This is a genomic window from Azoarcus sp. KH32C (genome assembly GCF_000349945.1).
Lineage (GTDB): Bacteria > Pseudomonadota > Gammaproteobacteria > Burkholderiales > Rhodocyclaceae > Aromatoleum.
The window spans coordinates 4,438,663-4,464,745 of the sequence record NC_020516.1; the positions used below are offsets into that span (position 1 = coordinate 4,438,663).

Annotated in this window: 19 protein-coding genes and 3 tRNA genes; 7 read left to right on the forward strand and 15 right to left on the reverse strand. The window is 65.9% G+C overall.

Annotation, left to right across the window (positions count from 1 at the left end):
- Positions 1–34 precede the first annotated feature (34 nt).
- The 4 genes from tuf to AZKH_RS19915 form a co-directional block, all read right to left on the reverse strand.
- Positions 35–1,225, reverse strand: a complete 1,191-nt coding sequence (tuf, locus tag AZKH_RS19900; RefSeq protein ID WP_015437586.1) for an elongation factor Tu — start codon at positions 1,223–1,225, stop codon at positions 35–37.
- Positions 1,226–1,303: 78 nt separating this feature from the next.
- Positions 1,304–1,378 (reverse strand) — tRNA-Thr (locus tag AZKH_RS19905).
- 27 nt (positions 1,379–1,405) lie between these two features.
- Positions 1,406–1,479 (reverse strand) — tRNA-Gly (locus tag AZKH_RS19910).
- A 67-nt stretch (positions 1,480–1,546) separates the two neighbouring features.
- Positions 1,547–1,631, reverse strand: a tRNA-Tyr gene (locus AZKH_RS19915).
- 184 nt (positions 1,632–1,815) lie between these two features.
- Between AZKH_RS19915 and AZKH_RS19920 the strand changes: the two genes are divergently transcribed.
- The 4 genes from AZKH_RS19920 (at position 1,816) to AZKH_RS19935 (ending at position 8,530) form a co-directional block, all read left to right on the forward strand.
- Positions 1,816–3,222, forward strand: a complete 1,407-nt coding sequence (locus AZKH_RS19920) for an FAD-binding oxidoreductase (RefSeq protein WP_015437598.1) — start codon at positions 1,816–1,818, stop codon at positions 3,220–3,222.
- A gap of 117 nt (positions 3,223–3,339) precedes the next feature.
- Positions 3,340–6,891: an indolepyruvate ferredoxin oxidoreductase family protein gene (locus AZKH_RS19925; RefSeq protein ID WP_015437599.1), complete on the forward strand. Its 3,552-nt coding sequence runs from the start codon at positions 3,340–3,342 to the stop codon at positions 6,889–6,891.
- An 82-nt stretch (positions 6,892–6,973) separates the two neighbouring features.
- Positions 6,974–7,720, forward strand: coding sequence for a trans-aconitate 2-methyltransferase (locus AZKH_RS19930; protein ID WP_369795071.1), 747 nt, complete (start codon positions 6,974–6,976; stop codon positions 7,718–7,720).
- Between the two features lie 96 nt (positions 7,721–7,816).
- Positions 7,817–8,530 (forward strand): hypothetical protein, encoded by a 714-nt coding sequence (locus tag AZKH_RS19935; protein WP_015437601.1) that lies wholly within the window; start codon positions 7,817–7,819, stop codon positions 8,528–8,530.
- Between the two features lie 21 nt (positions 8,531–8,551).
- Here AZKH_RS19935 and AZKH_RS19940 read toward each other — a convergent pair whose 3' ends face one another.
- A complete protein-coding gene (locus tag AZKH_RS19940) occupies positions 8,552–9,181 on the reverse strand; it encodes a response regulator transcription factor (protein ID WP_015437602.1) in 630 nt (209 codons plus the stop codon).
- A 306-nt stretch (positions 9,182–9,487) separates the two neighbouring features.
- Here AZKH_RS19940 and AZKH_RS19945 point away from each other — a divergent pair, with 306 nt between their 5' ends.
- The 3 genes from AZKH_RS19945 to AZKH_RS19955 all read left to right on the forward strand — a co-directional run bounded on the left by AZKH_RS19945 (position 9,488) and on the right by AZKH_RS19955 (position 12,886).
- Positions 9,488–10,432 carry an ABC transporter substrate-binding protein gene (locus AZKH_RS19945; RefSeq protein ID WP_156822136.1) on the forward strand — a complete coding sequence of 315 codons (945 nt, stop codon included), beginning with the start codon at positions 9,488–9,490 and terminating at the stop codon, positions 10,430–10,432.
- 29 nt (positions 10,433–10,461) lie between these two features.
- Positions 10,462–12,354 (forward strand): response regulator, encoded by a 1,893-nt coding sequence (locus AZKH_RS19950; RefSeq protein ID WP_015437604.1) that lies wholly within the window; start codon positions 10,462–10,464, stop codon positions 12,352–12,354.
- Between the two features lie 82 nt (positions 12,355–12,436).
- Positions 12,437–12,886, forward strand: a complete 450-nt coding sequence (locus AZKH_RS19955) for a PhaM family polyhydroxyalkanoate granule multifunctional regulatory protein (protein ID WP_015437605.1) — start codon at positions 12,437–12,439, stop codon at positions 12,884–12,886.
- Positions 12,887–12,896: 10 nt separating this feature from the next.
- Here the strand turns inward: AZKH_RS19955 and AZKH_RS19960 are convergent, their stop codons facing one another.
- The 10 genes from AZKH_RS19960 to AZKH_RS20005 form a co-directional block, all read right to left on the reverse strand.
- The gene (locus AZKH_RS19960) at positions 12,897–13,787 is read right to left on the reverse strand and encodes an AEC family transporter (protein ID WP_015437606.1); all 891 of its coding nucleotides are present in this window, start codon (positions 13,785–13,787) and stop codon (positions 12,897–12,899) included.
- A 64-nt stretch (positions 13,788–13,851) separates the two neighbouring features.
- Positions 13,852–15,018, reverse strand: a complete 1,167-nt coding sequence (locus tag AZKH_RS19965; protein WP_015437607.1) for a CaiB/BaiF CoA-transferase family protein — start codon at positions 15,016–15,018, stop codon at positions 13,852–13,854.
- 14 nt (positions 15,019–15,032) lie between these two features.
- Positions 15,033–16,265 (reverse strand): phenylacetate--CoA ligase family protein, encoded by a 1,233-nt coding sequence (locus AZKH_RS19970; RefSeq protein WP_015437608.1) that lies wholly within the window; start codon positions 16,263–16,265, stop codon positions 15,033–15,035.
- A gap of 272 nt (positions 16,266–16,537) precedes the next feature.
- Positions 16,538–17,386: an ABC transporter ATP-binding protein gene (locus AZKH_RS19975; protein ID WP_015437609.1), complete on the reverse strand. Its 849-nt coding sequence runs from the start codon at positions 17,384–17,386 to the stop codon at positions 16,538–16,540.
- A gap of 99 nt (positions 17,387–17,485) precedes the next feature.
- Entirely contained in the window at positions 17,486–18,811 is a 1,326-nt protein-coding gene (locus AZKH_RS19980; protein WP_015437610.1) for an ABC transporter substrate-binding protein, read from the reverse strand.
- Positions 18,812–18,900: 89 nt separating this feature from the next.
- Entirely contained in the window at positions 18,901–19,968 is a 1,068-nt protein-coding gene (locus AZKH_RS19985) for a branched-chain amino acid ABC transporter permease (RefSeq protein ID WP_015437611.1), read from the reverse strand.
- 39 nt (positions 19,969–20,007) lie between these two features.
- Positions 20,008–20,934, reverse strand: a complete 927-nt coding sequence (locus tag AZKH_RS19990; RefSeq protein ID WP_015437612.1) for a branched-chain amino acid ABC transporter permease — start codon at positions 20,932–20,934, stop codon at positions 20,008–20,010.
- A gap of 34 nt (positions 20,935–20,968) precedes the next feature.
- Entirely contained in the window at positions 20,969–21,799 is an 831-nt protein-coding gene (locus AZKH_RS19995; RefSeq protein WP_015437613.1) for an ABC transporter ATP-binding protein, read from the reverse strand.
- Between the two features lie 11 nt (positions 21,800–21,810).
- A complete protein-coding gene (locus AZKH_RS20000; RefSeq protein ID WP_015437614.1) occupies positions 21,811–23,787 on the reverse strand; it encodes a long-chain fatty acid--CoA ligase in 1,977 nt (658 codons plus the stop codon).
- Between the two features lie 273 nt (positions 23,788–24,060).
- Positions 24,061–26,034: a cytochrome c family protein gene (locus AZKH_RS20005; protein WP_015437615.1), complete on the reverse strand. Its 1,974-nt coding sequence runs from the start codon at positions 26,032–26,034 to the stop codon at positions 24,061–24,063.
- Between the last annotated feature and the right edge of the window lie 49 nt (positions 26,035–26,083).

The window sequence follows — 26,083 nt, forward strand, 5'->3', positions numbered from 1 at the left end:
GAGGCGCCTTCGGATCGATTAATCGCTTCGACGATTACTCGATGATCTTGGCAACGACACCGGCGCCGACAGTACGACCGCCTTCACGGATCGCGAAACGCAGGCCTTCTTCCATGGCGATCGGCGCGAGCAGCTTGACGGTGATCGACACGTTGTCGCCCGGCATGACCATCTCGGTGCCTTCCGGCAGCGAGATCGAACCGGTCACGTCGGTCGTCCGGAAGTAGAACTGCGGACGGTAGTTGTTGAAGAACGGGGTGTGACGGCCGCCCTCTTCCTTCGACAGGACGTACACTTCGCCCGTGAAGTGGGTGTGCGGGGTGATCGAACCCGGCTTCGCGAGCACTTGGCCACGCTCGACGTCTTCACGCTTGGTGCCGCGCAGCAGCACGCCGACGTTGTCGCCCGCCTGACCCTGGTCGAGCAGCTTGCGGAACATTTCGACGCCCGTGCAGATGGTCTTGACGGTCGCCTTGATGCCGACGATTTCGATTTCGTCGCCAACCTTGACGATGCCACGCTCGACACGGCCGGTCACGACGGTGCCACGACCCGAGATCGAGAACACGTCTTCGATCGGCAGCAGGAAGGGCTTGTCGATCGCGCGTTCCGGCGTCGGGATGTAGCTATCCAGCGCTTCGGCGAGCTGCAGGATCGCGCCTTCGCCGAGGTCGCTCTTGTCGCCTTCGAGCGCCTTCAGTGCCGAACCCTTGATGATGGGGATGTCGTCGCCCGGGAAGTCGTACTTCGACAGCAGCTCGCGCACTTCCATCTCGACGAGCTCGAGCAGCTCGGCGTCGTCGACCATGTCGCACTTGTTCATGAACACGATGATGTACGGCACACCGACCTGACGGGCAAGCAGGATGTGCTCGCGGGTCTGCGGCATCGGGCCGTCAGCGGCCGACACGACCAGGATCGCGCCATCCATCTGGGCGGCACCGGTGATCATGTTCTTGACGTAGTCGGCGTGACCCGGGCAATCAACGTGCGCGTAGTGGCGATTGGCCGTCTCGTACTCGACGTGCGCGGTGTTGATGGTGATGCCGCGCGCCTTTTCTTCCGGCGCCGCGTCGATCTGGTCGTAGGCCTTCGCCTCGCCGCCGAACTTCGTCGACAGGATCGTCGTGATCGCTGCCGTCAGCGTCGTCTTGCCATGGTCAACGTGACCGATCGTCCCGACGTTTACGTGCGGTTTCGTCCGCTCAAACTTACCCTTAGCCATGCCGACACCTCATTAAACAGATTCAGAAAACCGGACCGATGACAGATCGACCATCGCGACGATCGCCGCAATATGCAGTGGTGCCCATGACGTGGATTGAACACGTGGCCTCTCCCTTACCAAGGGAGTGCTCTACCACTGAGCTACATGGGCTCCGAAAAACCGATGCGCCGCCATACCTGGAGCGGGTGAAGGGAATCGAACCCTCGTCATAAGCTTGGAAGGCTTCTGCTCTACCATTGAGCTACACCCGCATACAACGCAGACGAAACGCTTTACACCCGCTACCGACTCAAAACTCCGAGCCAGCAGCAAAATCTTTGGTGGAGGGGGAAGGATTCGAACCTTCGAAGGCAGTGCCGTCAGATTTACAGTCTGATCCCTTTGACCGCTCGGGAACCCCTCCAAACGAAGACCAGCACTATAGAGGACTGATTTCGCCGTGTCAAACCTTTTGTGCAATTTCTTTTCCGAACGACCGACGACCCGGTCTTCCGAATCGCTGTCGCCGCGGTGCACGATGGCCTTAGCCGTCCGCGGGGCGCAATAATGCCCGACTTGGTTCTTTCCGTCCAACCGGAGCCGAATTGATGACCCCCATGCACGACGGGCAACGCGTCCCTCTTCCCGATGCTTTCCTGGCTTTCATGCGCGAGCGCTTCGGCAAGCGTTTTTCGACGGCCGACGCGGTGCGCGCGCACCATGGGCACGACGAATCGCATTTCGCGGATGCGTTACCCGATGGCGTGGTCTGGCCGCATTCGACCGACGAGGTCGTCGAGATCATGAAGGCTTGTGGCACCCATGGCGTGCCGGTGATCGCGTTCGGCGTGGGCAGCTCGCTCGAGGGGCACGTGCTCGCGACGCGCGGCGGGATCAGCGTTGATTTTTCGGAAATGAACCGCGTGCTGCGCATCAACGCGGAGGACATGGACGTCGTCGTCCAGCCCGGGATCACGCGCAAGCAGCTCAATGCCGCGCTACATGGCACCGGGCTCTTCTTTCCGGTCGATCCGGGCGCGGATGCGAGCATCGGAGGGATGGCGGCGACGCGGGCTTCGGGGACGAATGCCGTGCGCTACGGGACGATGCGCGAGAACGTGATGGGGCTGGAGGCGGTGCTCGCGAACGGGTCGGTGATCCGGACCGGGAGCCGCGCGCGGAAGTCGTCGGCGGGCTATGACCTGACGCGCCTGCTGGTAGGGTCGGAAGGCACGCTGGGATTGATCACGGAGCTGACGGTACGGCTGCATCCGCTGCCGGAGGCGGTGTCGGCGGCGGTGTGTGCGTTCCCGGACCTGGACAGCGCGGTGCAGACCGTGATTCAGACGATCCAGCTGGGGATTCCGGTCGCTCGCATCGAGTTGCTCGACGAGCTGACGGTGAAGGCGGTGAACCGCTTCAGCAAGACGACGCTGCGCGAGTCGCCGATGCTGTTCTTCGAGTTCCACGGGTCGCCGGCCGGGGTCGAGGAACAGGCGCGCACCGTGCAGGAGCTGGCTGGCGAGCTCGGCGGAGCGAACTTCGAGTGGGCGACACATCCCGAGGACCGTTCGCGGCTTTGGGCCGCGCGGCACGACGTGTATTTCGCGAGCCTGAACCTGCGTGCGGGGAGCCGCGGCATCACGACCGACGTGTGCGTACCGATTTCGCGGCTTGCCGACTGCATCGCAGGGACGCGCGAGGATATTGCCGAGAGCGGTCTGATCGCGCCGATCGTCGGGCACGTGGGCGACGGGAACTTCCATACGCTGATCCTCGTGGATCCCGACAATCCGGCCGAGATCGAGCAGGCGGAAGCGCTGAATCGCAGGATCGTCGCACGCGCGCTGGAGATGGGGGGAACCTGCACCGGCGAGCACGGGGTGGGATTCGGGAAGCAGGAGTTTCTCGTCGCGGAGCATGGCCGCGAGGCCGTAGAGGCGATGCGGGCGATCAAGCTCGCGCTCGATCCGGACAACCTGCTGAATCCGGGGAAGGTGGTTCCACCACTGTAGGTGCACGGCAATCGGGCCGCGCAACGGTCCGGGCATTGATACGGGCGCCTGCACGGGCTAGGCTGATTGGAGCCTCAGTCGCTGGCGTGCAGTCCCTTCCGCTGCAAGGAGACCCGTATGGCCGAAGTCGATCCCCTGCCCGGCGCCACCGGGCGCCCGGTGAGTCTCGAGGACAAGTACACGCTCGCATCCGGACGCGTGTTCCTCACCGGCTATCAGGCGCTGGTGCGCCTGCTGATGATCCAGAAGGAACGCGATGCAGCAGCGGGACTAAACACGGCGGGCTTCGTGTCGGGTTACCGCGGTTCGCCGCTCGGCGGGCTCGACCAGACGCTGTGGAAGGCGAAGAAGCATCTGGCGGAACACGACATCGTGTTCCAGCCGGGGGTGAACGAGGATCTGGCGGCGACCGCCGTATGGGGCTCGCAGCAGGTCAATCTGTCGCCGCAGGCGAAGTACGATGGCGTATTCGCGATGTGGTACGGCAAGGGGCCGGGTGTCGATCGGACCGGCGACGTGTTCCGTCATGGCAATGCGGCCGGCACCTCGCGCCACGGCGGCGTGCTGGTGATCGCGGGCGACGATCATGCCGCAAAGTCCTCGACGCTGCCGCATCAGACGGATCATTTCTTCAAGGCGATGATGATGCCGGTGCTGGCACCGGCAGGCGTGCAGGAGTACATCGACTTCGGCGTGCACGGCTACGCGCTGTCGCGCTACTCGGGCTGCTGGGTGGCGTTCAAGGCAGTCGCGGACACCGTGGAGACGTCGGCATCGGTCGACATCGATCCGCAGCGCATCGAAGTGGTGATCCCGGCGGATTTTGCGCTGCCGCCGGACGGGCTCAACCTCCGCTGGCCGGATCCGCCGCTGGTGCAGGAAGAGCGCCTGCTGCACTACAAGTTGTATGCGGCCCTCGCCTACTGCCGCGCCAACCGGCTCAACCGCATCGTGATCGATGCGCCGGCACCACGGCTGGGGATCATCACCTGCGGCAAGTCCTATCTCGATGTGCGACAGGCCTTCGACGATCTTGGCATCGACGAGAGCCTTGCCGCGAACCTCGGCATCCGGCTCTACAAGGTGGGCATGGTGTGGCCGCTTGAAGCAGAGGGGGTGCGGCAATTTGCTGCGGGGCTGGACGAGATCCTGGTGATCGAGGAAAAGCGTCAGCTCATCGAATACCAACTGAAGGAGGAGCTGTACAACTGGCGCGAGGACGTGCGCCCGCGGGTGATCGGCAAATTCGACGAGAAAGGCGAATGGGCGATGATCCCGAAGGACGGCGGGATCCTCGATCACGGCGAATGGCTGTTGCCGGCGGCGGGCGAACTGACGCCGGCGATGATCGCGCGGGCGATCGCGTCGCGCATTCAGCGCTTTTTCTCGTCGCCGCAGATTGAAGCGCGGCTGGCTTTCCTCGAAGCGAAGGAGAAGGCGCTCGCGGAGCGCTACTTCGCGATCGACCGCGTGCCGACCTTCTGCTCGGGCTGTCCGCACAACACCTCGACACACGTGCCGGAAGGCAGTCGTGCACTGGCCGGCATCGGTTGCCATTACATGGTGACGTGGATGCCGGAGCGGCGCACGGGCACCTTCTCGCAGATGGGCGGCGAAGGGGTGCCGTGGGTCGGGCAGGCGCCCTTCACGAACGAAAAGCACGTCTTCGCGAACCTCGGGGACGGGACCTACTTCCATTCTGGCCTGCTGGCGATCCGCCAGTCGATCGCGGCGGGCGTGAATATCACCTACAAGATCCTCTACAACGATGCGGTCGCAATGACCGGCGGGCAGCCGGTGGATGGCGCGCTGACAGTGCCGAAGATCGTGCATCAGCTCCTCGCCGAGGGCGTCGGCAATATCGTCGTCGTCACCGACGGCACGTCGCGTGCATACAGCCCCGCCGACATCCCGCACGTGCCGATCCGGCATCGCGACGAGCTCGATGCGATCCAGCGCGATCTGCGCGCCTCGCCGGGGGTGACAGCGCTGATCTATGACCAGACCTGTGCGGCGGAGAAGCGGCGGAGGAGGAAACGCGGGACCTTCCCCGATCCAGCTCGACGGGTGTTCATCAACGAGGCGGTATGCGAGGGCTGCGGCGACTGCGGGGCCGAGTCGAACTGCATGTCGATCGTGCCCGTGGAGACGGAGTTCGGAAGGAAGCGCCGGATCGACCAGTCCTCGTGCAACAAGGATTATTCGTGCCTGAAGGGCTTCTGCCCGAGTTTCATCACGATCGAAGGCGGACAACTGCGCAAGGTGGGCGCGCGCGCGATCGACGATGCCTTCCCCGATCTGCCGATGCCGGAGCTGCCGTCGACGCAGACCCCGTTCGGCATCCTCGTGACCGGGGTCGGCGGCACGGGGGTGGTGACGATCGGGGCGCTGATCGGGATGGCGGCGCACATCGACGGCAAGGGTGTGACGGTGCTGGACATGACGGGTCTCGCGCAAAAAGGTGGCTCGGTGTTCAGCCACATCCGCGTCGCCGACCGGCCCGAAGACTTGCATGCAGTGCGGATCGCGGCGGGCGAAGCGCGTTCGGTGATCGGCGGCGACATCGTCGTGACGGCGAGCGTCGAGGCGCTGGCGAAGATGGCGGCCGGGCGCACACGGGCGGTCGTCAATTGCGCCGAGACGCCGACCTCGGAATTCACGCGCAATCCCGACTGGAGCTTTCCGCTTTCGCGAATGGAAGGGGCGATCCGCGATGCGGTGGGCGATCCACGGGCGGCCGATTTTCTCGATGCACAGGCGATTGCGACGAAGCTGATGGGCGATGCGATCGCGACCAACGCCTTCCTGCTCGGGTATGCCTGGCAGAAGGGCCTGGTGCCGGTGACACACGAGGCGCTGCAACAGGCGGTCGCGCTGAACGCAGTTTCGGTGGAGATGAACCGCCAGGCCTTCCTGTGGGGGCGCCGTGCGGCGACGGATCTCACGGCCGTGCTGCGCGTGGCGATGCCCGTTGAAGAAGTCGCAGCGGAGGCACCGACGCTGGATGAAGTCATCGCGCGTCGCGTCGAATACCTCACCGACTATCAGGATGCGGCCTATGCCGACCGCTACCGGATGCTCGTCGAGCGGGTGCGCAATGCCGAGCAACGGGTGGCCGGCGCCGGCAATCCGGAGCGTCTCGCCGAAGCGGTCGCGCGCAACTACTTCAAGGTGCTCGCGATCAAGGACGAGTATGAGGTGGCGCGGCTCTACACCGATCCGGCGTTCTGGCAGAAGGTGGAAGGCAGCTTCGAAGGCGACTTCACGGTCCGCTTCCACTTGGCGCCGCCGCTACTCGCGCAGCCGGATCCGGTGACCGGCAAGTTGCACAAGAAGGCGTTCGGCCCGGGCATGCGCAGGGTGTTCCGCTGGCTCGCCCGGCTCCGCCGCATCCGCGGCACGCGCTGGGACATCTTCGGACGGACCGAGGAGCGCCGCGGCGAACGGGCGCTGATCACGCGATATGAGAACGACATCGCCGAACTGCTGGAGACGCTCTCCTTCCTGCGCCTGCCGCTCGCGGTGCAGATCGCGAGCCTGCCCGAGCAGATTCGCGGCTTCGGTCACGTCAAGGCGCGCAACATGAAGCAGGCCGATGCGCGGCGCGCGGCCTTGCTGGAGGAATGGCGCAAGCCGGCAATCGCGGAGCGGGAGCCGCAGGTGGCGTAGGCAGGCCTAGGCGACGGGAGCGCGCGGACGGCGCGGTATCATTGCGGCTTCGTCCCGCGCCCCGCCATCCATGTCGCCAGCATTGAAAGCCCTGTCTTCCCAGCTTGCCGGCTGGGCCCTCGCGATCGGTTTGGCGCGCGGCGGCTGGCTTCCGGCCGGGATCTGGCCGCTCATCGGGGTCCAGGTCGCCGTCGCGATGGCCGTCGCAGCGGCACTGCGCAGCGACCGCTGGTGGCTCGCGATCCACCTGGGCTTTGCGCCGATGCTGGTTCTGGCGAGCCGACTCGGCATCGCGCCGGGCTGGTATCTGGGCGGCTTCGCGCTCCTCGCCGCCATCTACTGGACGAGCTTCCGCACACAGGTTCCGCTCTACCTCTCGAACCGCCGCACGGCCGAAGCGATGGCACGCCTGCTGCCGGAAGGGCGTGCGCTGCGCGTGCTGGACCTGGGTAGCGGCACCGGGTCGTTGCTGCGGCCGCTTGCACGCCGTCGCCCGGACTGCCGCTTCGACGGCGTCGAGGCCGCGCCTGCCCCGTGGCTGATCAGCCGACTGCTCGCGCGCCGTCTCGGCAACCTGGCGCTCCGGCGCGGGGATTTTTTTGCCGAGCCATGGTCAGAATACGACGTGGTCTACGCCTTCCTTTCGCCGGTGCCGATGCCGGCGGTGTGGGAAAAGGCGGAACGGGAGCTCGCGCCGGGGGCGCTGCTCGTGAGCAACAGTTTTCCCATTCCCGGCCGTAAACCCCGGGAAGTGGTCGAGGTCGCCGACCGGCGTGCGACCCGGCTCTATGTGTACGAGGTCGCCCCGGCGCGACGGCGGGCGAAATAGCGGCAAATCACGGCGCTTTTTCGCTGCTTGCGGCTGCGGGACGGCCCCGATAATGAGATCGTGCGGCGATGAGGCCGCGACCAGAGGTACACCGGCATGGCTGAAATCATTTGCGTCATCGGCAACAAGGGGGGCACGGGCAAGACCACCCTGTCGCACATGCTCGCCCAGGGCCTGGGGCTGCTCGGGCATCGTTCGGCGTGCGTGCTGACCGACACATCGCGCGAACCGCTGAGCCCCGAGGGGCGGCGCTACATCACGGCCGACGCCCGCACGCGCGAGGCGTTGGCGAAGGTCGTCGACAAGCTGCGCTCGCTGCAGGACTGGATCGGCGTGATCGACGGCGGCGGCAACCGCACCGAGATGGACCGCCGGCTGTATGCGCTGTCGGACATCGTGCTGCTGCCCTTCCGCGAATCGCACGAGGATATCCGCACGGTCGTACGGGACCTGGAAATGTTCCCGCGTGCCTACGCGGTGCCGACGCAGTGGCCGACGAACTCCTGGCAGCGCGACGCGGCCGACCGCAATGTGGCGCAGTTGATGGGCGCGTACCGGCATCGGATCCTGAATCCCGTCTGCGCCGTGTCGGCGTCAAAGGTGCTGCTGCAGAAGAAGTTGCCCGAACAAATGCCGACCGGGCTCGCCAATGCGTGCCGTGCCTTCGCGCGACAGGTGCTGGAAGTGATGGAGATCGACCACGTGGAGCCGGTCGCCCAGGTCGAGGACGACGAGGTCGATCAGGTCGGCGGCCGTCTGTCGGCTGCGGATATGCCGATGCGCCTGCAGGCGAGCCGCCGCTCGCACTAGCCGGCGACACCCGCGGTCCGCTTACAGCCGCGGGCCGTGGCGATTGATGACGATCAGTGCCTGCGCGCGGCTGGTGACGTTGAGTGCGCGGAAGATCGCCGACATGTGCACCTTCACGGTGCCTTCGGAGAGCCCCAGCAGATCGGCGATTTCGCGGTTGGTCTTGCCCTGGGCGAGTAGTTCGAGCACCCGCGTCTGCCCGGCGGTCAGGCCGAATCGCTCGCTGACTGGCGCACCCGAGCGCTTCGAGGCCGCATCGGAAGCACTGTCGGGCGAGTAGATGCCGCCAGCGAGCACGCAGCGCACGGCGTCACGCAGGACGTCGCCGGAACTCGCCTTCGACACGAAGCCCGACGCGCCACCCTTCATCGCGCGGCGGATCGACGTGGAGTCATCGAGCGCGGACACGACAATCGTCGGCACGTCCGGGAAGCGCTTGGCCAGCACGCCCAGCAAGGAAAAGCCGTTGAGGTCCGGCAGCATCAGGTCGATCACGGCGAGATCCCAGTCCGGGCTCGCCTCGAGCTTCGCCAGCGCCTCCTCGGAACCCTGGGCTTCGACACACTCGACCCCGGGTTCCAGCCGGGACAGCGTCTGAGCCATCGCTTCACGGACGAGGGCATGGTCTTCGACGATCAGAATCCTGGTCACTCAACGCTCCGCAAACTGGGCTGCCAACGAAGCCAACAGCATAGCACGCGGCGGGCGCAGCGGGACGGGGTGCGCGGCGCGCAGCGAGTCTTCGTCCGGGATCAAGCACCCGCGCGGCGGACGCCGGAAAACCGTTCCGCCGCTCATGCGACGGCGTTTGTCAGTACTTGTTTCAGCCATTATCATCGACGCGATGGGCATAACGATCAGGCATTGCGACGCACGCGGGAGGACGCCTTGCCGCAAGGGCGAGTCCGCGCTCGACACAAGCGCCAGTCGTCGCCGTCCGGTCGCGGCGGCAGCCTCATGAGCTTTCGGCCGAATCCGCTGCGCGCGCTCCTAGCCATCTTGCTGATGCTGCTTGCCACGGTCGGCCAGGCTGCGGGGGGCCCGCGCGTCGTGCTCGTCACGGGGGAGCGCACCGCCGCGCACGACGAGACGATCGGCGCGATCCGCTCGGCCCTGGCGCCGGAATTGAGCGCGACGGACATCGGCCTCGTCGAGGCGCAGGACTTCGACGGCGGCGGGCACGCCGAGGCGCGCATCATCGTCACGGTCGGGACTCAGGCGGCCAAGGCCGTCGGCGCGCGCCGACCGGCGCAGCCGGTACTCAACACCCTGCTGACTCGCGAACTCTACGAAGCACAGCCCGCACCGCTGCCCGGCCAGACACGCTCGGCGATCTTTCTCGACCAACCGCCGCGCCGGCAGCTTGCGCTGCTGAATGCCGCCCTGCCCGACCAAGGAACGGTCGCCCTGCTCGTCGGCCCGAATTCCGACGAACTCGCCCGCCAGTTCGTCGCCAGTGCAGGGGAGTACAAACTGCGGGTCAATGTCGTTCAGGTGAGCCAGGAACGGGAAATCTATCAGGCGCTCGAAAAGCTGCTGCGCGAGCGGTCGGTCCTGTTCGCGCTGCCCGACGCCACGGTGTTCAACACCTACACGATCCAGAACATTCTCCTCACCAGCTACCGCCACCGCACGCCACTGATCGGCTTCTCGCCGGCCTACGTGCGCGCGGGCGCCTTGCTGGCGCTGTATTCAACGCCCGCGCAAATCGGGCGGCAGGCCGCCGCGATCGTGCGCAACGTACTGACCGGCATGGCATTGCCACCGCCGCAGGTGCCGCGCGAATTCGAGGTCGCGGCGAACCCGGTGGTGGCGCGCTCGCTCGGCATCGAACTGGACGCACCCGAACGAATCGCTGAACGCGTGCGCGAACGCGAGAACCTGAAGGAGCCGAAGCCTTGATCGACCATTGGGGAATCCGTGCGCGGGTGATGCTGGCCGCCGTGCTGCCGATGCTGGTGCTGGCGATCGTGCTGACGGCCTTCTACACGCGCACCCGCATCAACGACCACGAAGACGCATACCGCGCGCGCGGCCAAGCCTTCGGCCGCCAGCTTGCGGCGGCGAGCGAATACGCCCTCTTCTCCGGCAATCGCGAAACGCTGCAGCGGCTGTCGGCGTCGATGCTCGCCGAGGAAGACCTGACCGGCGTGCTGATCCTGGCGCACAACGGCGAGATCCTTGCGCGCAGCGGCAACCTGGACACGGCGCTCCCCCCGCCGCGCGGCACGGCGATCGAGGAAGAAGTGCTGAGCTCGCGCCACACGCTGCGCATCATCGAGCCTGTCCTGCCGAGCTCGGTCGAGCTCGACGACGGGCTGTCGGGGATCGCGGTCGGCGTCCCGGCCGAATCGCGCCCGCCGGCGGTCCTGGGTTCGGTGGTGGTCGATATCTCCCGCGCGCGCCTGGACGCGCGCCTGAACGAACTGCTGCTGACGAGCGGCCTGGGCATCGTGCTCGTGCTGATCGGCAGTCTCGTGCTCGCGAACTACATGAGCCGCAGCGTGACGGGGCCCATCCGCCAAGTCGCGAGGGCCGTCGAGCGGATCGGGCGCGGACAGTTCTCGGCGCGCGTGCCGCCCGTGGGCGGCGGCACGCTGCGCACGCTCACGGACGGCGTCAACGAGATGGCGGCTCAGCTCGCGAGCGCGCACGAGGACATGAGCCGTCAGATCGCCGAGGCGACCGCGGAGCTGCGCGAACGCAAGGAGCAGGCGGAACGCGCGACGCTGTCGAAATCGCGCTTCCTCGCGGCGGCGAGCCACGACCTGCGCCAGCCGATGCATGCGCTGGGCCTCTTCATCGCCGAGCTCGCGCAGCACCAGCATCCGCCGCAGATCCGCCAGCTCGTCGAGCGCATCGCGGCCTCGGCGGGCGCCATGGAGAACCTTCTCGACAGCCTGCTCGACATCTCCCGGCTCGACGCGGACGTCGTCAAGCCGAACGTGCGCCCCTTCGCGCTGCAGCCGCTGCTCGATCGGATCGCGACGGAGGAGCGCCCGGGGGCCGATGCGCGCGACCTGGAGCTGAAGGCACGACCGACCGATGCTTGGATCAGCAGCGACCCGGTGCTCTTCGAGCGCATCCTCGGGAACCTCGTCAGCAACGCGGTGCGCTATACGCGCAAGGGGCGCGTGCTCGTCGTATGCCGTCGCCGCGGCAACCGGCTGCGCATCGAGGTGCGCGACAACGGCATCGGCATCCCGCCCGAGTCGCAGGATCTGATCTTCCAGGAGTTCGTGCAGTTGCATAACCCGGAGCGCGCGCGCGACAAGGGGCTTGGCCTCGGACTGCCGATCGTGCGGCGCCTCACGAACCTGCTGGGCCATCGACTGACGCTGCGCTCGCGGCCCGGCAGGGGCTCGGTGTTCGCGGTCGAGGTACCGATCGCTGCACCCGTGCCGGAAGTCGAACGGGTCGAGGACCGCCGCCCGCCCGGCGATCTCGGCGGACTCAGCGTCGCCCTCGTCGACGACGACCCGCTCGCCCGGACCAGCATGCAGAGCCTGCTCAGTTCATGGGGCTGCAACGTGATCGCAGCCGGCGACCTCGATGCGCTGACCGATAGCCTGCGGCGCGAGCGCAAGCAGCCGGAATTGATCATCAGCGACTTCCGGCTCGACGGCACCCGCAACGGCGTGGATGTGATCCGCAGCCTGCGCGCGCTGCATGGCAGCGACATTCCGGCGGTGTTGGTCACCGGCGATACCGGCGAAGACACCTTGCGGCTCGCACAGCAACAGGGCCTGCCGCTGCTTCACAAGCCGGTGCGTCCGGCACGTCTGCGGGCGCTGCTCAACCGGCTGCCCGGAAGCGCCGAATGACGGACGATGCTCCGGCATATGCGGTTTGACGGTAGGACTAGTAGTAAGATGGGTAGATGTTCAAACAGGCCGGGAGAGAACGATGCAGAATCAGAATAACGCCCAGGATCCGCTCCAGTTCGTACGTGGCATGTGGAGCAACATGGGCTTTTCTCTGCCCGGAATCGTCGCCCCGACGCTGGATGTGAATGAACTCGACAAGCGCATCGCCGACCTGAAGGCGGTCGAGAACTGGCTGAAGATGAATCTCAGCATGCTGCAGATGACGACCCAGGGGCTCGAAGTCCAGCGTGCGACGATCGCCGCGGTGCAGGCGATGAGCCAGCAGGCACGCGATGCGGCCAACAAGGCCGGCAGCGAAGAAGGCGCGGCGGCCAACCCGTTCGCGTCGGCCGCGCTATGGGCCTGGAACGTGATGGGCTCGCAAGCAAACGCTGCGGCCGCAGCGGCGGCGCCCGGAACGCCCGCTCCCGCGCCGGCAAAGGCCGAAGCCGCAGCGGCGGCGAAGAAGGCGGCCGCAGAGAAGAAATGAGCCTGACGGCCTAGAGCAGCATCAGCCAGAGAGACAGGGTCGGCACCGCCAGCACGGTCGTCGCCGAGATCAGCCACGCGACGCCCGGTCCGTCTCCGCCCATCCGCATCGCCAGGATGTAGGCCGAACTTGCCGTCGGCAAGGCGGCGAAGAGCACCAGGATATCGAAAGTCATCCCGGTAAGTCCCAGTGCGCGGCCGAGCTGCCACGCGATAGCCGGCAGCAGCAGGAGCTTGACGCCGACGAGCCACGCCGACCCCGTCCAACGTCCGCCGATGTTCCCCCAGCGCAATGCAGCGCCCACCGCGAGCAGGCCCAGCGCGACGGCGGCATCGCCGAGGCGCTTCAGGAAGGCGACCATCGGCGCCGGCAATTCGAGTCCGAGCAGGTTGAAGACGAGCCCGCTGAGGGTCGCGAGCACCAGCGGATTACGCGACAGTTCGCGCAGCAGGCTGCCTTGCCCGTGGCGGGCGAGCATGCCGACGGCCATCACGTTCACGAAGGGCACCATCGCGCCGCACAGCCCGCCCATCAGCGCCACGCCGGCAGCCGCATGCAGCTTCCCGGCGATCGCGATGCCGATGTAGGTGTTGAAGCGGTACGCGCATTGCAGGCGCGACGCGAAGCCCATCGCATCGAGTCCCATCAGGCCGCGCCCGAGCCAGCCGGCGAGAAAGCCGACGATGACGACGCCGAGCCCGCCGAGGAAGAGCGGCAGCGCATGGGCGGGATCGATGTTGGCGGTGGCGAGCGCATTGAAGAGCAGCGCGGGGAAAAGGACGAAGTAGACGAGCTTCTCGACGCCGGCCCAGAAGGCCTCGTTATCGACGAGGCGCCGCCGCAGCACGGCCCCGAGCAGGATGAGGGAGAAGTCGGGTAGAAGCAGGGCGAGGCTGTGCATCGCCGAAGCTTACCGTGCGGGAACGAGTGTTGCGAGCGCCGGCACGCGGGCGCCGCGACGATGCTTACACGACGCCGGCGGCGCGCAGGCGCTGGATCTCGGCGGTGTCGAGTCCGAGCGCTGTAAGCACCTCGTTCGTGTCCGCACCGGCTGCGGGGGCCGACGTGAAGCTTGCCGGACTGAAATCCGACATCCGCACGGGCGGAGCGAACTGGCGGACGCCATCGACTTCGACGACCATGCCGCGCGCACGCAGCTGAGGGTCGTGGAGGCTTTCCTCCAGACGGAGGATCGGGGTGACGCAGCAGTCGATTCCGTCGAAGTGTTCGACCCACTGCGCTTGCGTGCGGCTGGCGAAGATCGCCGCGAGTTCGGCCTTCACGCGCGCGCCCTCTTCGCCCGTGGCGAGATGGCCGGGTTTCAGGTCGGGCCGTTCGAGCGCATCGCACAGCATCGACCAGAATTTTTCCTCCAGCGCGCCGACCGCCATGTGGCGTCCGTCGGCCGTCTCATACACGCCGTAGCAGGGCACGCCGCCGGTCAGCAGGTCCTCCCCGCGCGGCTGCGCGCGTCCGTGAGCGAGTACTTCCGCGAGCGGGAAGATCGCGTGGGCGAGCGCGGCGTCGGTCATCGACACGTCGACGTGGCGCCCCTGCCCCGTCGCCCGTGCATCGATGATCGCGACGAGGAGGCCGAAGAGCGCGCTCATCGTGCCGCCGAGGAGGTCGCCGATCTGCAGGTTGGGGATCACCGGCGGGCCGCCCGCGGCACCGATCTGGTCGAGCACTCCCGCGTAGCCGATATAGTTGATGTCGTGACCGGCGTGCAGTGCGTAGGGACCGGTCTGGCCGTAGCCCGAGATGCTGCAGAGGACGATCTTGGGGTTGGTCTCGGCAAGTGTCGCGTAGCCGAGGCCGAGCTTGTCCATCACGCCCGGCCGAAAGCCTTCGACGACGACGTCGGCGCCTTCGACGAGGCGCAGGAAGAGCTCGCGCCCGGCCGCCTGCTTGAGATCGAGGCGGACGCTCTTCTTGCCGCGATTGACGATGCGGTAGAAGTAGCTGGTGTCGTCCTTCATCGCGCCCATCGTGCGGGCGTAGTCGCCCGCGCCGGTGTCCTCGACCTTGATGACTTCGGCGCCGTAGTCGGCGAGGTGTTGCGTCGCAAGCGGGCCGGGCAGCAGGCGGGTGAGATCGAGAACGCGCAGGCCTTCGAGGGGTTTGGGTCGCATCGGCAATATCGGATTCAGTCGTAGGTTCGGATGTCGTCGATGACCTTGCCGTCGTTGGCGAGACTGCCGGGCGCGCAGAAACTGATTTCGCCGCGCAGCTTGGTGACTTCGCGGATGCTGGTGGCGATGGCGTCGACGAGTCCCTCGCCGACGGTCTCGACTTCGCAGTGCAGGGTCATGCGATCGTTCAAGCCGGGATTATCCACGACGAGGCGGGCCTTATGCACATCGGGATGGCGCTTGACGACGTCGGCAATCTGGCTGGGGTGCACGAACATGCCCTTGACCTTGGTGGTCTGGTCGGCGCGCCCCATCCAGCCCTTGATGCGGACGTTGGTGCGTCCGCAAGGCGAGGCGCCGGGCATGACGGCGGAGAGGTCGCCGGTGCCGAAACGGATCAGCGGGTAGTCGGGGTTGAAGGTCGTGACGACGACTTCGCCGACTTCGCCCGGAGGGACGGGGTCGCCGGTGCCGGGGCGGACGATTTCGAGGATGACGTCCTCGTCGAGCACCAGGCCTTCGCGCGCCGGGGTTTCGTAGGCGATGAGGCCGATGTCGGCGGTCGCGTAGGCTTGCGAGGCCTGGATGCCGCGCGCGGCGAAGGCGTCGCGGATGCTCGGCGGGAAGGCTTCGCCGGAGACGAAGGCTTTGGTGAAGCTGTGGGCGATGCCGAGTTCGTCGGCCTTTTCGAGGATGATGCGCAGGAAGGACGGTGTGCCGACGTAGGCGTTGGGCCGGAGGTCGGCGATCGCGGCGACCTGTTGTTCGGTCTGGCCGACGCCGGCCGGGAACACGGTGCAGCCGAGCGCGTGGGCGGCGGTCTCCATCATCGAGCCGGCGGGCGTGAAGTGGTAGGAGAAGGTGTTGTGGACGAGGTCGCCTTCGCGGAAGCCGGCGGCGAAGAAGGCGCGGGCGAGGCGGTAGTAGTCGGGGCGGGCGCTTTCCGGTTCGTAGAGCGGTCCGGGGGAGGCGAAGACGCGGCGGCAGTCGGCGCCCCAGCGCGTGGCGGCGAATCCGCCGAAGGGGCGTGCGGCCTTTTGGCGTTCGAGGAGTTCGGACTTGCGCGTGACCGGCAGCTTTGCGAGGGCTTCGCGGCTCGCGACGGTCGCCGGATCGATGCCTTCGAGGAGCTGAGCAAAGGCCGGAGCGTTCGCCTTGGCGTGGGCGATCTGGGCCGGCAGGCGCGCCATCAGGTCGCGCTCGCGCTCGACGGGGTCACGGGTTTCTCTGGCGTCGTAGTAGGTCATCGGTCGATCCTTCGCGCAATACAGGGCCAAGTCGGGCGATTGGCGTTTTGTTTGATACCGCTGCGGCGGACTGCCCGCCCCCGTCCGGGGCGTGTTCCGCGCCTCGTTGGCGCAAGCGGACGCCTCGGCACGAAACACGCCCCGGACGGGGGCTATGCCGTGCCGTGATCGAGGGCGGGCAGGTGCGGTGCGAGGCAAGGCGGGAGGGGGCGCCGTGTGCTGCTCCACACAAGCCCCCGAGCAACGCCGCGTCGCGCCACAATCGCCCGTCCTCAGGAGAGCCAGCGTTTACGGCGGCGGTAATGTTTCACTTCGCGGAAGCTCTTTCTCCCCTCGCCCGACAGGCCGAGGTAGAACTCCTTCACGTCCTCGTTATCGGCGAGCTCCTTCGCGTCGCCTTCCATCACGACGCGGCCGTTTTCGAGGATGTAGCCGAAGTCGGCGTAGCGCAGCGCGACCATGGTGTTCTGTTCGGCGAGCAGGAAGCTGACCTGCTCCTTGGCGTTGAGGTCCTTCACGATCTCGAAGATTTCCTCGACGATCTGCGGCGCGAGGCCCATCGAGGGTTCGTCGAGCAGGATCATTTCGGGTTTGGCCATCAGCGCGCGGCCGATCGCGCACATCTGCTGTTCGCCGCCGGAGGTGTAGCCGGCTTGCGAGCTGCGCCGCTGTTTGAGGCGCGGGAAGTAGTGGTAGACCTTCTCGAGGTTGTCCTTGAGCTCGCCACGCGAGATCGAGCGCGTGTAGGCGCCGGTGAGGAGGTTTTCCTCGATCGACAGGTGGCCGAAGCAGTGGCGGCCTTCCATCACCTGGATGACACCACGCTTGACGAGGTCGTTGGGGGTCATTTGGTCGATGCGCGCGCCCTTGAACTCGATGCTGCCCTTCGTGACGTCGCCACGTTCGGCGCCCAGCAGGTTGGAGATCGACTTCAGCGTCGTCGACTTGCCGGCACCGTTCGCGCCGAGCAGCGCGACGATCTTGCCTTTCGGCACTTCGAGCGACACGCCTTTCAGTACGAGGATCACGTGGTCGTAGATGACCTCGATGTTGTTGATGCTGAGGTAGGGCGAGGCCCCGGTCGCGGCAGCGTTTGTGACAATATTGGTGGCTGTATTCATTGTGTCTTCGCCTTTTGTCTCCGTCCCGTCTCCCCGTACGGGGAGACCTCCCCGCGGGGACAACCCGGGCACGCCCGAAGCAGTCCCCGCGAGCGCGCGTCAGCTCTCCTTCGAGCAGTCGCGCGGGGTGATGCCCTTTTCCTTCGCGTAGGCCGCGGCGGATTCCTCGATCATGCCGCGCACGAGCGGCTTGTCGCCTTCGACCCAGTCGGTGACGACCTTCCACTTGGCGCCGTCCCACTGCTGGAACTTCACCTTGCCGGCGCCCTCGTGGTCGGCGCAGGTGACGTTCAGATCGGGCATGAAGCCGGTGGCGCCGAGGGCGGCGAGCTTCTTGTCGTCGATCTTCAGGTGCTCGAAGCCCCAGCGGACCTGTTCGCCGGTGAGCGGCTTGCCCTTGCCGAATTTCTCCTGCGCCGTGCGGATGGCCTCGACGGTGATGATTCCGTGCACGACGCCGCGGTTGTAATACACGCTGCCGAGGCGGGACTTGTCTTCCATGTTGCCCTTGCTCTTCCCGTACACGAACTTGTCGATGTCCTTGATCACCGGGTAATTGGCACCGGCGACGTTGAAGCCCGCGGAGGTGTAGCCCTTCGCGGCATCACCCGCGGGGATCGTGTCCTCCTCGGCGCCCGACCACCACACGCCGACCATCTTCTCGCGCGGGAAGCCGGTGCGCTGGGCGGTGCGCAGCGCGGTCGGGTTCATCACACCCCAGCCCCACAGCACGACGTAGTCCGGCTTGGACTGGCGGATCTGCAGCCACTGCGACTGCTGCTCGTTGCCCGGATGGGCGACGGCGATCTTGAGGACTTCGAAGCCGTGCTTGGCGGCGAGCTTGTCCATGATCGCGTGCGATTCCTTGCCGTAGGCCGAATCGTGGTACAGCAGGGCGATCTTCTTGCCCTTGAGCTTGTCCATCCCGCCTTCCTTCGTGCCGATGTAGTTCACGATGGCGGAGGCTTGCGACCAGTAGGTCGTGATCAGCGGGAAGACCCACGGGAAGACGCGGCCGTCGGCAGCGTCGGTGCGGCCGTAGCCCATCGTCACGAGCGGGATCTTGTCCTGTGCGACGCGGTCGAGCACCGAATAGGTGATGCCGGTGGAAAGCGGCTGGAACACGGAGTTGCCGGTCGTGCCCTTGCCTTTGAGGCGCTCGTAGCATTCGACGCCGCGGGCGTTGTTGTATTCGGTTTCGCACTCCTCCCACGCGAGCTTGACGCCGTTGATGCCGCCGTCGCGCTCGTTGATCAGCGTCATGTAGTCGATCCAGCCGCCGTAGATGCCGGAACCGCCGGATGCATAGGGGCCGACCCGATAGCTCGGCAAGCCGATGAACTGTTGCTGCTGCGCGGCGGCATAGCCGGTGGCGAGCAGTCCTGCGACAGCGGCTCCCAGCAGCACGGTGGTCTTCAATTTCATGATTGCGCCTCCTCGTTTGTGTGGTCCAACTGTTTCTTTGCCACGTTCGCCGGACCTTGTGCGAATGGCATGCCGGCTAGATGCCGATCTTAGTGCGGGAACGGCCACAGACGGAGCTTTTCCTTGCCGATCTGCCACAGCCGCGCAAGGCCGTGCGGTTCGACGATCAGGAAGAAGATGATCAGCCCGCCGAAGATGATCAGTTCGAGGTTCGCCGCGAGACTCGCGGGCACCGCGCCGCCCAGTGTCGAATGCATCGCGACGTTGAGGAAGATCGGCAGCAGCACGATGAAGGCCGCGCCGAGGAAGGAGCCCATGATCGAGCCCACCCCGCCGATGATGATCATGAAGAGGATCTTGAACGACAGGTCGAGGTTGAAGCCTTCGGGCTCGACCGTGCCGAGGTAGGTGTAGCCGTACAGCGCGCCGGCGACGCCGCAGTAGAAGGAGCTCACCGCGAAGGCCTGCAGCTTGGTCCGCATCGGACGGATGCCGATGACTTCCGCGGCGACGTCCATGTCGCGCACCGCCATCCATGCGCGGCCGGTGGTCGAGCGCACCAGGTTCTTCGCGAGCAGCGCCAGCACGGCGACGATCGCGAGCGAGATCAGGTACTTCTTCTCCGGCGAGTCGAAGGCGAAACCGAAGATCACGATCTCCTGCGTCGTGATGACGCCCGAGCTCGAGTGGTTCGAGAACCACGGGAACTTCACCAGCGCCCAGACGATGAAGAACTGCGCCGCGAGTGTGGCCACCGCGAGGTAGAAGCCCTTGATGCGCAGGCTCGGCAGCCCGAACAAGATGCCGACCGCCGCCGCGCACAACCCGCCAAGGATGATCGCGACGATGAAGGGCATGCCGTCGATGCGCAGCATGAAGTTGTAGGCGCCGAAGGCACCGACCGCCATGAAGGCCGCCGAGCCGAGCGACAGCTGGCCGGCGTAGCCGGTGAGGATATTCAAGCCGATTGCCGCCAGCGAGAAGATCAGCACCGGGGTGAGGATCGCCTGCAGCCAGTACTGGTTGGCGAAGGCCGGAACGGCGAGGAAGAAGAACGCCAGGATCGCCCAGAATCCGACACGGTCCTGACGGATCGTGAAGATCTGCTGGTCTTCCTGGTAACTGGCCTTGAACTGGCCCGCTTCACGGTAAAACATGCGTTGTCTCCGTAATCTTTGTCGTTGTGTGCGGACGGGTCAGACCCGGTCAATATGCCGCTCGCCGAACAGACCTTCGGGGCGCACCAGCAGGAAGCCCAGCGCGAGGATGTACGGGAACCAGGACTCGATGCCGCCGCCGACGAAGGGGCCGATGTAGACCTCGGCGAGCTTCTCGGTCGAGCCGATGATCAGCCCACCGAGGATCGCGCCTGGCACCGAGGTGAAGCCGCCGAGAATCAGCACCGGCAGCGCCTTCAGCGCGGTGAAGGTGAGCGCGAACTGCACGCCGTTGCGCGAGCCCCAGATGAGTCCCGCGACCAGCGCGACAAAGCCCGCGACGCCCCACACGATGGCCCAGATGTGCTGCAGCGGGATGCCGATGGAGAGCGCCGCCTGGTGGTCGTCCGCGACCGCGCGCAGCGCACGGCCGACGCGGGTGTATTGGAAGAACAGCGCGAGCGAGATCACCAGCGCGCCGGCGACCGACGCGGCGAACACGTCGAACTTCGACACCAGGATGTTCGCGCTGTCCATGATCCAGCCGATCGGCTCGTCGGCAATCCCCAGGTCCAGGCCGCGCACGTTGGCGCCCCAGATGCCCTGCGCGATGCCTTCGACGAGGAAGGTCAGGCCGATCGTCGCCATGAAGAGCGTGATGTGCGGCTGGTTCACCAGCGGTCGCAGCACGATCCTCTCGGTCGCGATGCCGAGCACCACCATCGACGCCAGCGCCAGCACGAAGGCCAGCCCGAACACGAGCGTGCTGCCCGCCTCCAGGCCAAACCACGTCGGCAGCACTTCGGTGAAGCCGACGAAAGTCAGCGCGGCGAAGAACACCATCGCGCCCTGGGCGAAGTTGAACACCCCGGACGCCTTGTAGATCAGCACGAAGCCCAGCGCCACCAGCGCGTACAACACGCCGGACAGCAGGCCGCCGATCAGCACTTCGAAAAAGAACCCCATTGTTGTCTCCTGATCCTTTGATCCGCAGCGGCGATCAATGCGAAGTGCCGAGGTACGCGGCGATCACTTCGGGATTGTTCTTGACCTCGTCCGGGGCGCCGTCGCCGATCTTCTTGCCGTAGTCGAGCACGACGACGCGGTCGGAGATGTCCATGACGACGCCCATGTCGTGCTCGATCAGCACGATCGTGGTGCCGAACTGGTCGTTCACGTCGAGGATGAAGCGGCACATGTCCTGTTTCTCCTCGACGTTCATGCCGGCCATCGGCTCGTCCAAGAGCAGCAGGCTGGGTTCGGCGGCGAGTGCGCGGCCCAGTTCGACGCGCTTTTGCAGGCCGTACGGGAGACGTCCGACCGGGGTCTTGCGGATGCTCTGGATCTCGAGGAAGTCGATCACCTCCTCGACTTTCATGCGGTGCTCGATCTCCTCCTCCTGCGCCCGGCCCCAGAACAGCGCGTGCTGGAGCATGTTGCACTTCATCTTCAGGTTGCGGCCCGTCATGATGTTGTCGAGCACGCTCATGCCCTTGAAGAGCGCGATGTTCTGGAAGGTGCGCGCGATGCCCTGCGCGGCCGCCATGTGCGGCTCCATCTTGCGGCGCTCTTCGCCGCGGAACATGATGCGGCCTTCCTGCGGGTGATACACGCCGTTCATCACGTTGAGCATCGAGCTCTTGCCGGCGCCGTTCGGGCCGATGATCGAGCGGATTTCGTGCTCGCGCACGTTGAAGCTGATATTGGTCAGCGCCTTCACCCCGCCGAAGGACAGCGAGATGTTCTGCAGGTCGAGGATCACGTCGCCGATGCGGCCACCGTTCGCCCCTTCGCCCGCCTGCGCCGCCTGAGGCATGTCATTCATCATCATTGCTCCCCTCCTCACGCCGCCCGCACGGCCGCCTGCGGCGCGAAGGTCTTGGCTTCCTCGATGCGCAGGTCGGCGCTGACGCGGCCCTCGCGCCCGTCCTCGTACTTCACGACTGTCTCGATGTGCTGGATCTTGCGTCCGCTGAAGAGCGCGTCGATCAGGACCACGTAACGTTCGGCGACGAAGTTGCGCCGCACCTTGCGCGTGCGCGTCAGTTCGCCGTCGTCGGCGTCGAGCTCCTTGTGCAGGATCAGGAAGCGCTTGATCTGCGAGCCGCTCATCTTCGGGTCGGCGGCAAGATCGGCATTGACCTTCTCGACGCAGTCGCGGATCAGGTCATAGACCTTGGCCTGCGAGGCGAGGTCGGTGTAGCCCGAGTAGGCCATGCCCTGGCGCTCAGCCCAGTTGCCGACGGCTTCGAGGTCGATGTTGATGAAGGCGGTGACGTAGTCGCGGCCGTTGCCGAAGGTCACCGCCTCCTTGATGTGCTGGAAGAACTTGAGCTTGTTCTCGATGTAGTTCGGCGCAAACATCGAGCCGTCGTTGAGCTTGCCGACGTCCTTGGCGCGGTCGATGATCTTCAGGTGGCCTTCGGCATCGAAGAACCCGGCGTCGCCGGTCATGAAGTAGCCGTCGGCGTTGATCGACTCGGCGGTCGCGTCGGGACGCTTGTAGTAGGCCTTCAACAGCATCGGCCCCTTGACGAGGATCTCGCCGTTGTCGGCAAGCTTCACTTCGACGAAGGGCGCGGGCTTGCCGACGGAGTCGAACTTGATCTGGCCGTCGGGCTGCAGGCAGACGTAGGCGCAGGTTTCGGTCTGGCCGTAGAACTGCTTGAGGTTCACGCCGATCGAGCGGTAGAAGCGGAAAAGGTCCGGCCCGATCGCGGCGCCCGCGGTGTAGGCGACGCGGATGCGGCTCATGCCGAGGACGTTCTTCAGCGGACCGAACACCAGCAGGTTGCCGAGCCAGTACTGGAAGCGGTCGCCGGAGGACACCGGCTTGCCGTCGAGGATGTCGGCGCCGCAGCGCTGGGCGACGCCGAGGAAGTGATGGAAGATCTTGCGCTTGATCGCGCTCGCGTCTTCCATGCGGATCATCACCTGCGTGAGCAGGTTCTCGAACACGCGCGGCGGGGCGAAGTAATAGGTCGGCCCGATCTCGCGCAGATCGGTCATGACCGTCTCGCCGGATTCGGGGCAGTTGATCGTGAAGCCCGCGACCATCGCCTGCGCGAAGGAAAACAGGTGGTCGCCGACCCAGGCCATCGGCAGGTAGGAGAGGATGTCCTCCTGGTCCGTGAGCCCGTCGACCTGCATCGCGCCCTGCGCGGCGGAGATGAAGGCGCCGTGGGTCTGGCACACGCCCTTCGGCTTGCCGGTGGTGCCGGAGGTGTAGAGCATCACCGAGATGTCGTCGCCCGCGCCCTTTTCGATCTCGGCGTCGAGGAAATCGGTGTGGTTGCGGTCGTGGATGCGCCCCGCCTCCTGCAGCGAGTCGAGGCCCATCAGCATCGGCTGGCTGTAGTGGCGCAGCCCGCGCGGATCGTCGTAGATGACGTGCGCGAGGAAGGGCACGTCGGGGACGATCTCGAGCATCTTGTCGACCTGCTCCTGATCTTCGACGACCGCGAAGCGGATCTCGGCGTCCTGCAGCACGTAGGCCATTTCCTGCGCCACGGCGTCCTGGTAGAGCATCACCGGAATGCCGCCGAGGCACTGGCATGCTGCGACCGACCAGTACAGCCGCGGACGGTTGTCGCCGATGATCGCGAGCCGGTCGCCGCGCTTGAAGCCCAGTTCGGCGAGCCCGCAGGCGATGGCGCGCACGCTCTGCGCGACTTCGGCCCAGGTGTAGGTCTGCCAGATGCCGTATTCCTTCTCGCGCATCGCCGGCCGGTTCGGCCGCACCGCTGCGTGGTGCATCAACAGCCGCGGAAACGTGTCCAGGGCGGCCGCGTGCACGGCTTGCCCGTTACTGTCGGACATACCACCTCCTCCTTCGGTTTTTAAGCTGCGTCTCCATCCCGGCCCTTGGTTTTCGGAATTGGGTCCGGGGGTTCGGCACAATCGTGTGCGCCTGGGCGTCTTCCCCCGTCGAACGACGAGGGCGCGCTTTTGTCTGCGTGCAGTTTCGCAAGCCATGTTTGCGCAACTGTTTGCGGAATGTACTGAATCGTAACAAGTGCGATTCACGCGAAATGTGGACGAAAAAAAGGGGAGGATCGCTCCTCCCCTTCGTCATGACAGCCTAGCCGTGGGTCAGCTGAAGAAGCCGGTTCCGACCAGTACCAGCAGCGTCAAGCCGGCAGTGATCAGCACCAGACCGAGGATCACCGAGCCCACGTGCATGGGGCGCGAGGGCGCATCGACGAGGTACTTGTCCAGCTCGCCCGACTCGACGAGGCGCTGGTATTGCGCCGGGTGTTCGCGGCGGAACTCTTCGAGCGACTGCGTGCCGGTGAACATCACGACGTCCGGCGGCGGCAGCTTGTCGGGGCGGAAGTGGTTGTTGAAGAAGTGCACCGTGAAGAGGAACACCGCAGCGAGGAAGGCTTCCTCGCCGTGCACCAGCGTCGCGACGTTGAACACCCAGCCCGGCAAGAAGCTCGCCGTGACGTGCGGGAAGGCCAGCATCAAGCCGCTCCAGCCGATGATGTTCACGCCCCAGAACACCGCCCAGTAGTCGAACTTCTCGAAGTAGGTCCAGCGGTCGAAGTGCGGCCGCGGGCCCTTGCCGAAGAACCACTTGAACATCCCGACGCAGTCGGCGAGATCCTTCCAGTTCGGGATCAGCGAATCCGGCCCGAACCAGCGGAACTTGCGCTTGCGCAGCAGGCGCTGCATGACGTACACGAAGTGGATCATGAAGATGCCAACGAAGAGCGAAGCGGCGACGCGGTGGATGATGCCGAGCACCTTCGGTCCGCCGACAGCGGCGGCGACCTTCGGCGCCCAGGCGCTATCGGCGAAGAGCGCGGTCGTGCCGGTCAGCACCAGCGTCATCGTCACCAACGCGAAGGCGAGGTGCGCGACGCGCCAGCCCCAGGCGAAGCGGCGGAAGTGCTTTTCAGGAACGGCGCCGGCGGCTTCGTTGCGCACGCGCTGCTCGGCCTTGCGTTCCTTGGACTCCTTCCATTCGCGGTAGTACCACAGGCCGCTGTGCGCCCAGAAGAAGGCGAACACGCCGATCAGGAGCGCCGACATGAACTTGCCGGTGATCCACATCTGCGGGTACTTGCCGAAGTCGTGGGTGTTGGCGTGCGGGCCGAAGCTCGTGAAGCCGGCCGTCGCCGTGGCCATGCCGGGCTTCTTGTCGTCATGGCACTTCTGGCAGGTCTTCAGGCGGTTGTCCGCGTGGACCTTCGACTTCGGATCGTCGCCCTTCCTCATGCCGTGGCTGCCGTGGCAGTCCGCGCACTTCGCCGTGTAGGTGTAACCGAGCCGGTTCACCTGGCCATGATAGGTGTCGCGGTAGCTGAACAGCTGCTCGTTGTGGCAGCCGCCACAGGCTTCGACGTTCTTGAGCTTGAAGGGGTCGGACGAGGCGCCGCGGATCTCGTGCGTCGTATGGCAGTCGATGCACACCGCGCCCTTCGGATCGTTCTTGCCCATTACGAGTGCGCCGTGCACCGAGCTCTCGTAGTCCTCGAACTGGTCCTCGTGACAGGACTCGCCGCAGGTCTTGGGGATCGTCAGCCGCCACTGCTCGCGGGCCGCCGTGCCGGCCTTCGGCACCGCGAACTCGTGCGTCGCGTGGCACTGGTTGCAGGTCGCCTTCGGACGGTCGGGATTGTCGGCGTCGGGACGTGCATGGAAGGACGCCTTGTAAGCCTCGATGTTCTTCGCGACGATGCCGAGACGTTCCTTCGCGCTCGGCTGGCTGTCGGTCTGCGCCGTCTTCCACAGCGTCTCATGGCAGGTCGCACAGTCCGGCTTCGCGACCCCGGCGGCTTTCTGGTGCAACGCCTTGGCGTCGACGATATCCGTGTGGCAGGCGACGCAATCCATGCGCGCATGCACACTCTTCTCAAGCTTGGCCGGATCGACGGCGGCGAGCGCGATCTTCTCGCCCTGCTTGTCCTCGACCTCGATCTTGCGCTTGCCGGTCTGGTGGCAACTCAAGCAGGTTGCGTTGTCGAGCTTGGTAGCCTCACCCGCGGCCTGCGCCGAAAATGGCAAAAGGGCCGCGGTGGCGAAGATCGCCAGCGAGGCCCGCAATGACTGGATATTCACGCGTGGTACTCCTGAATGCTTGTGCGTGGAGGACTTCCGGCGACACTCG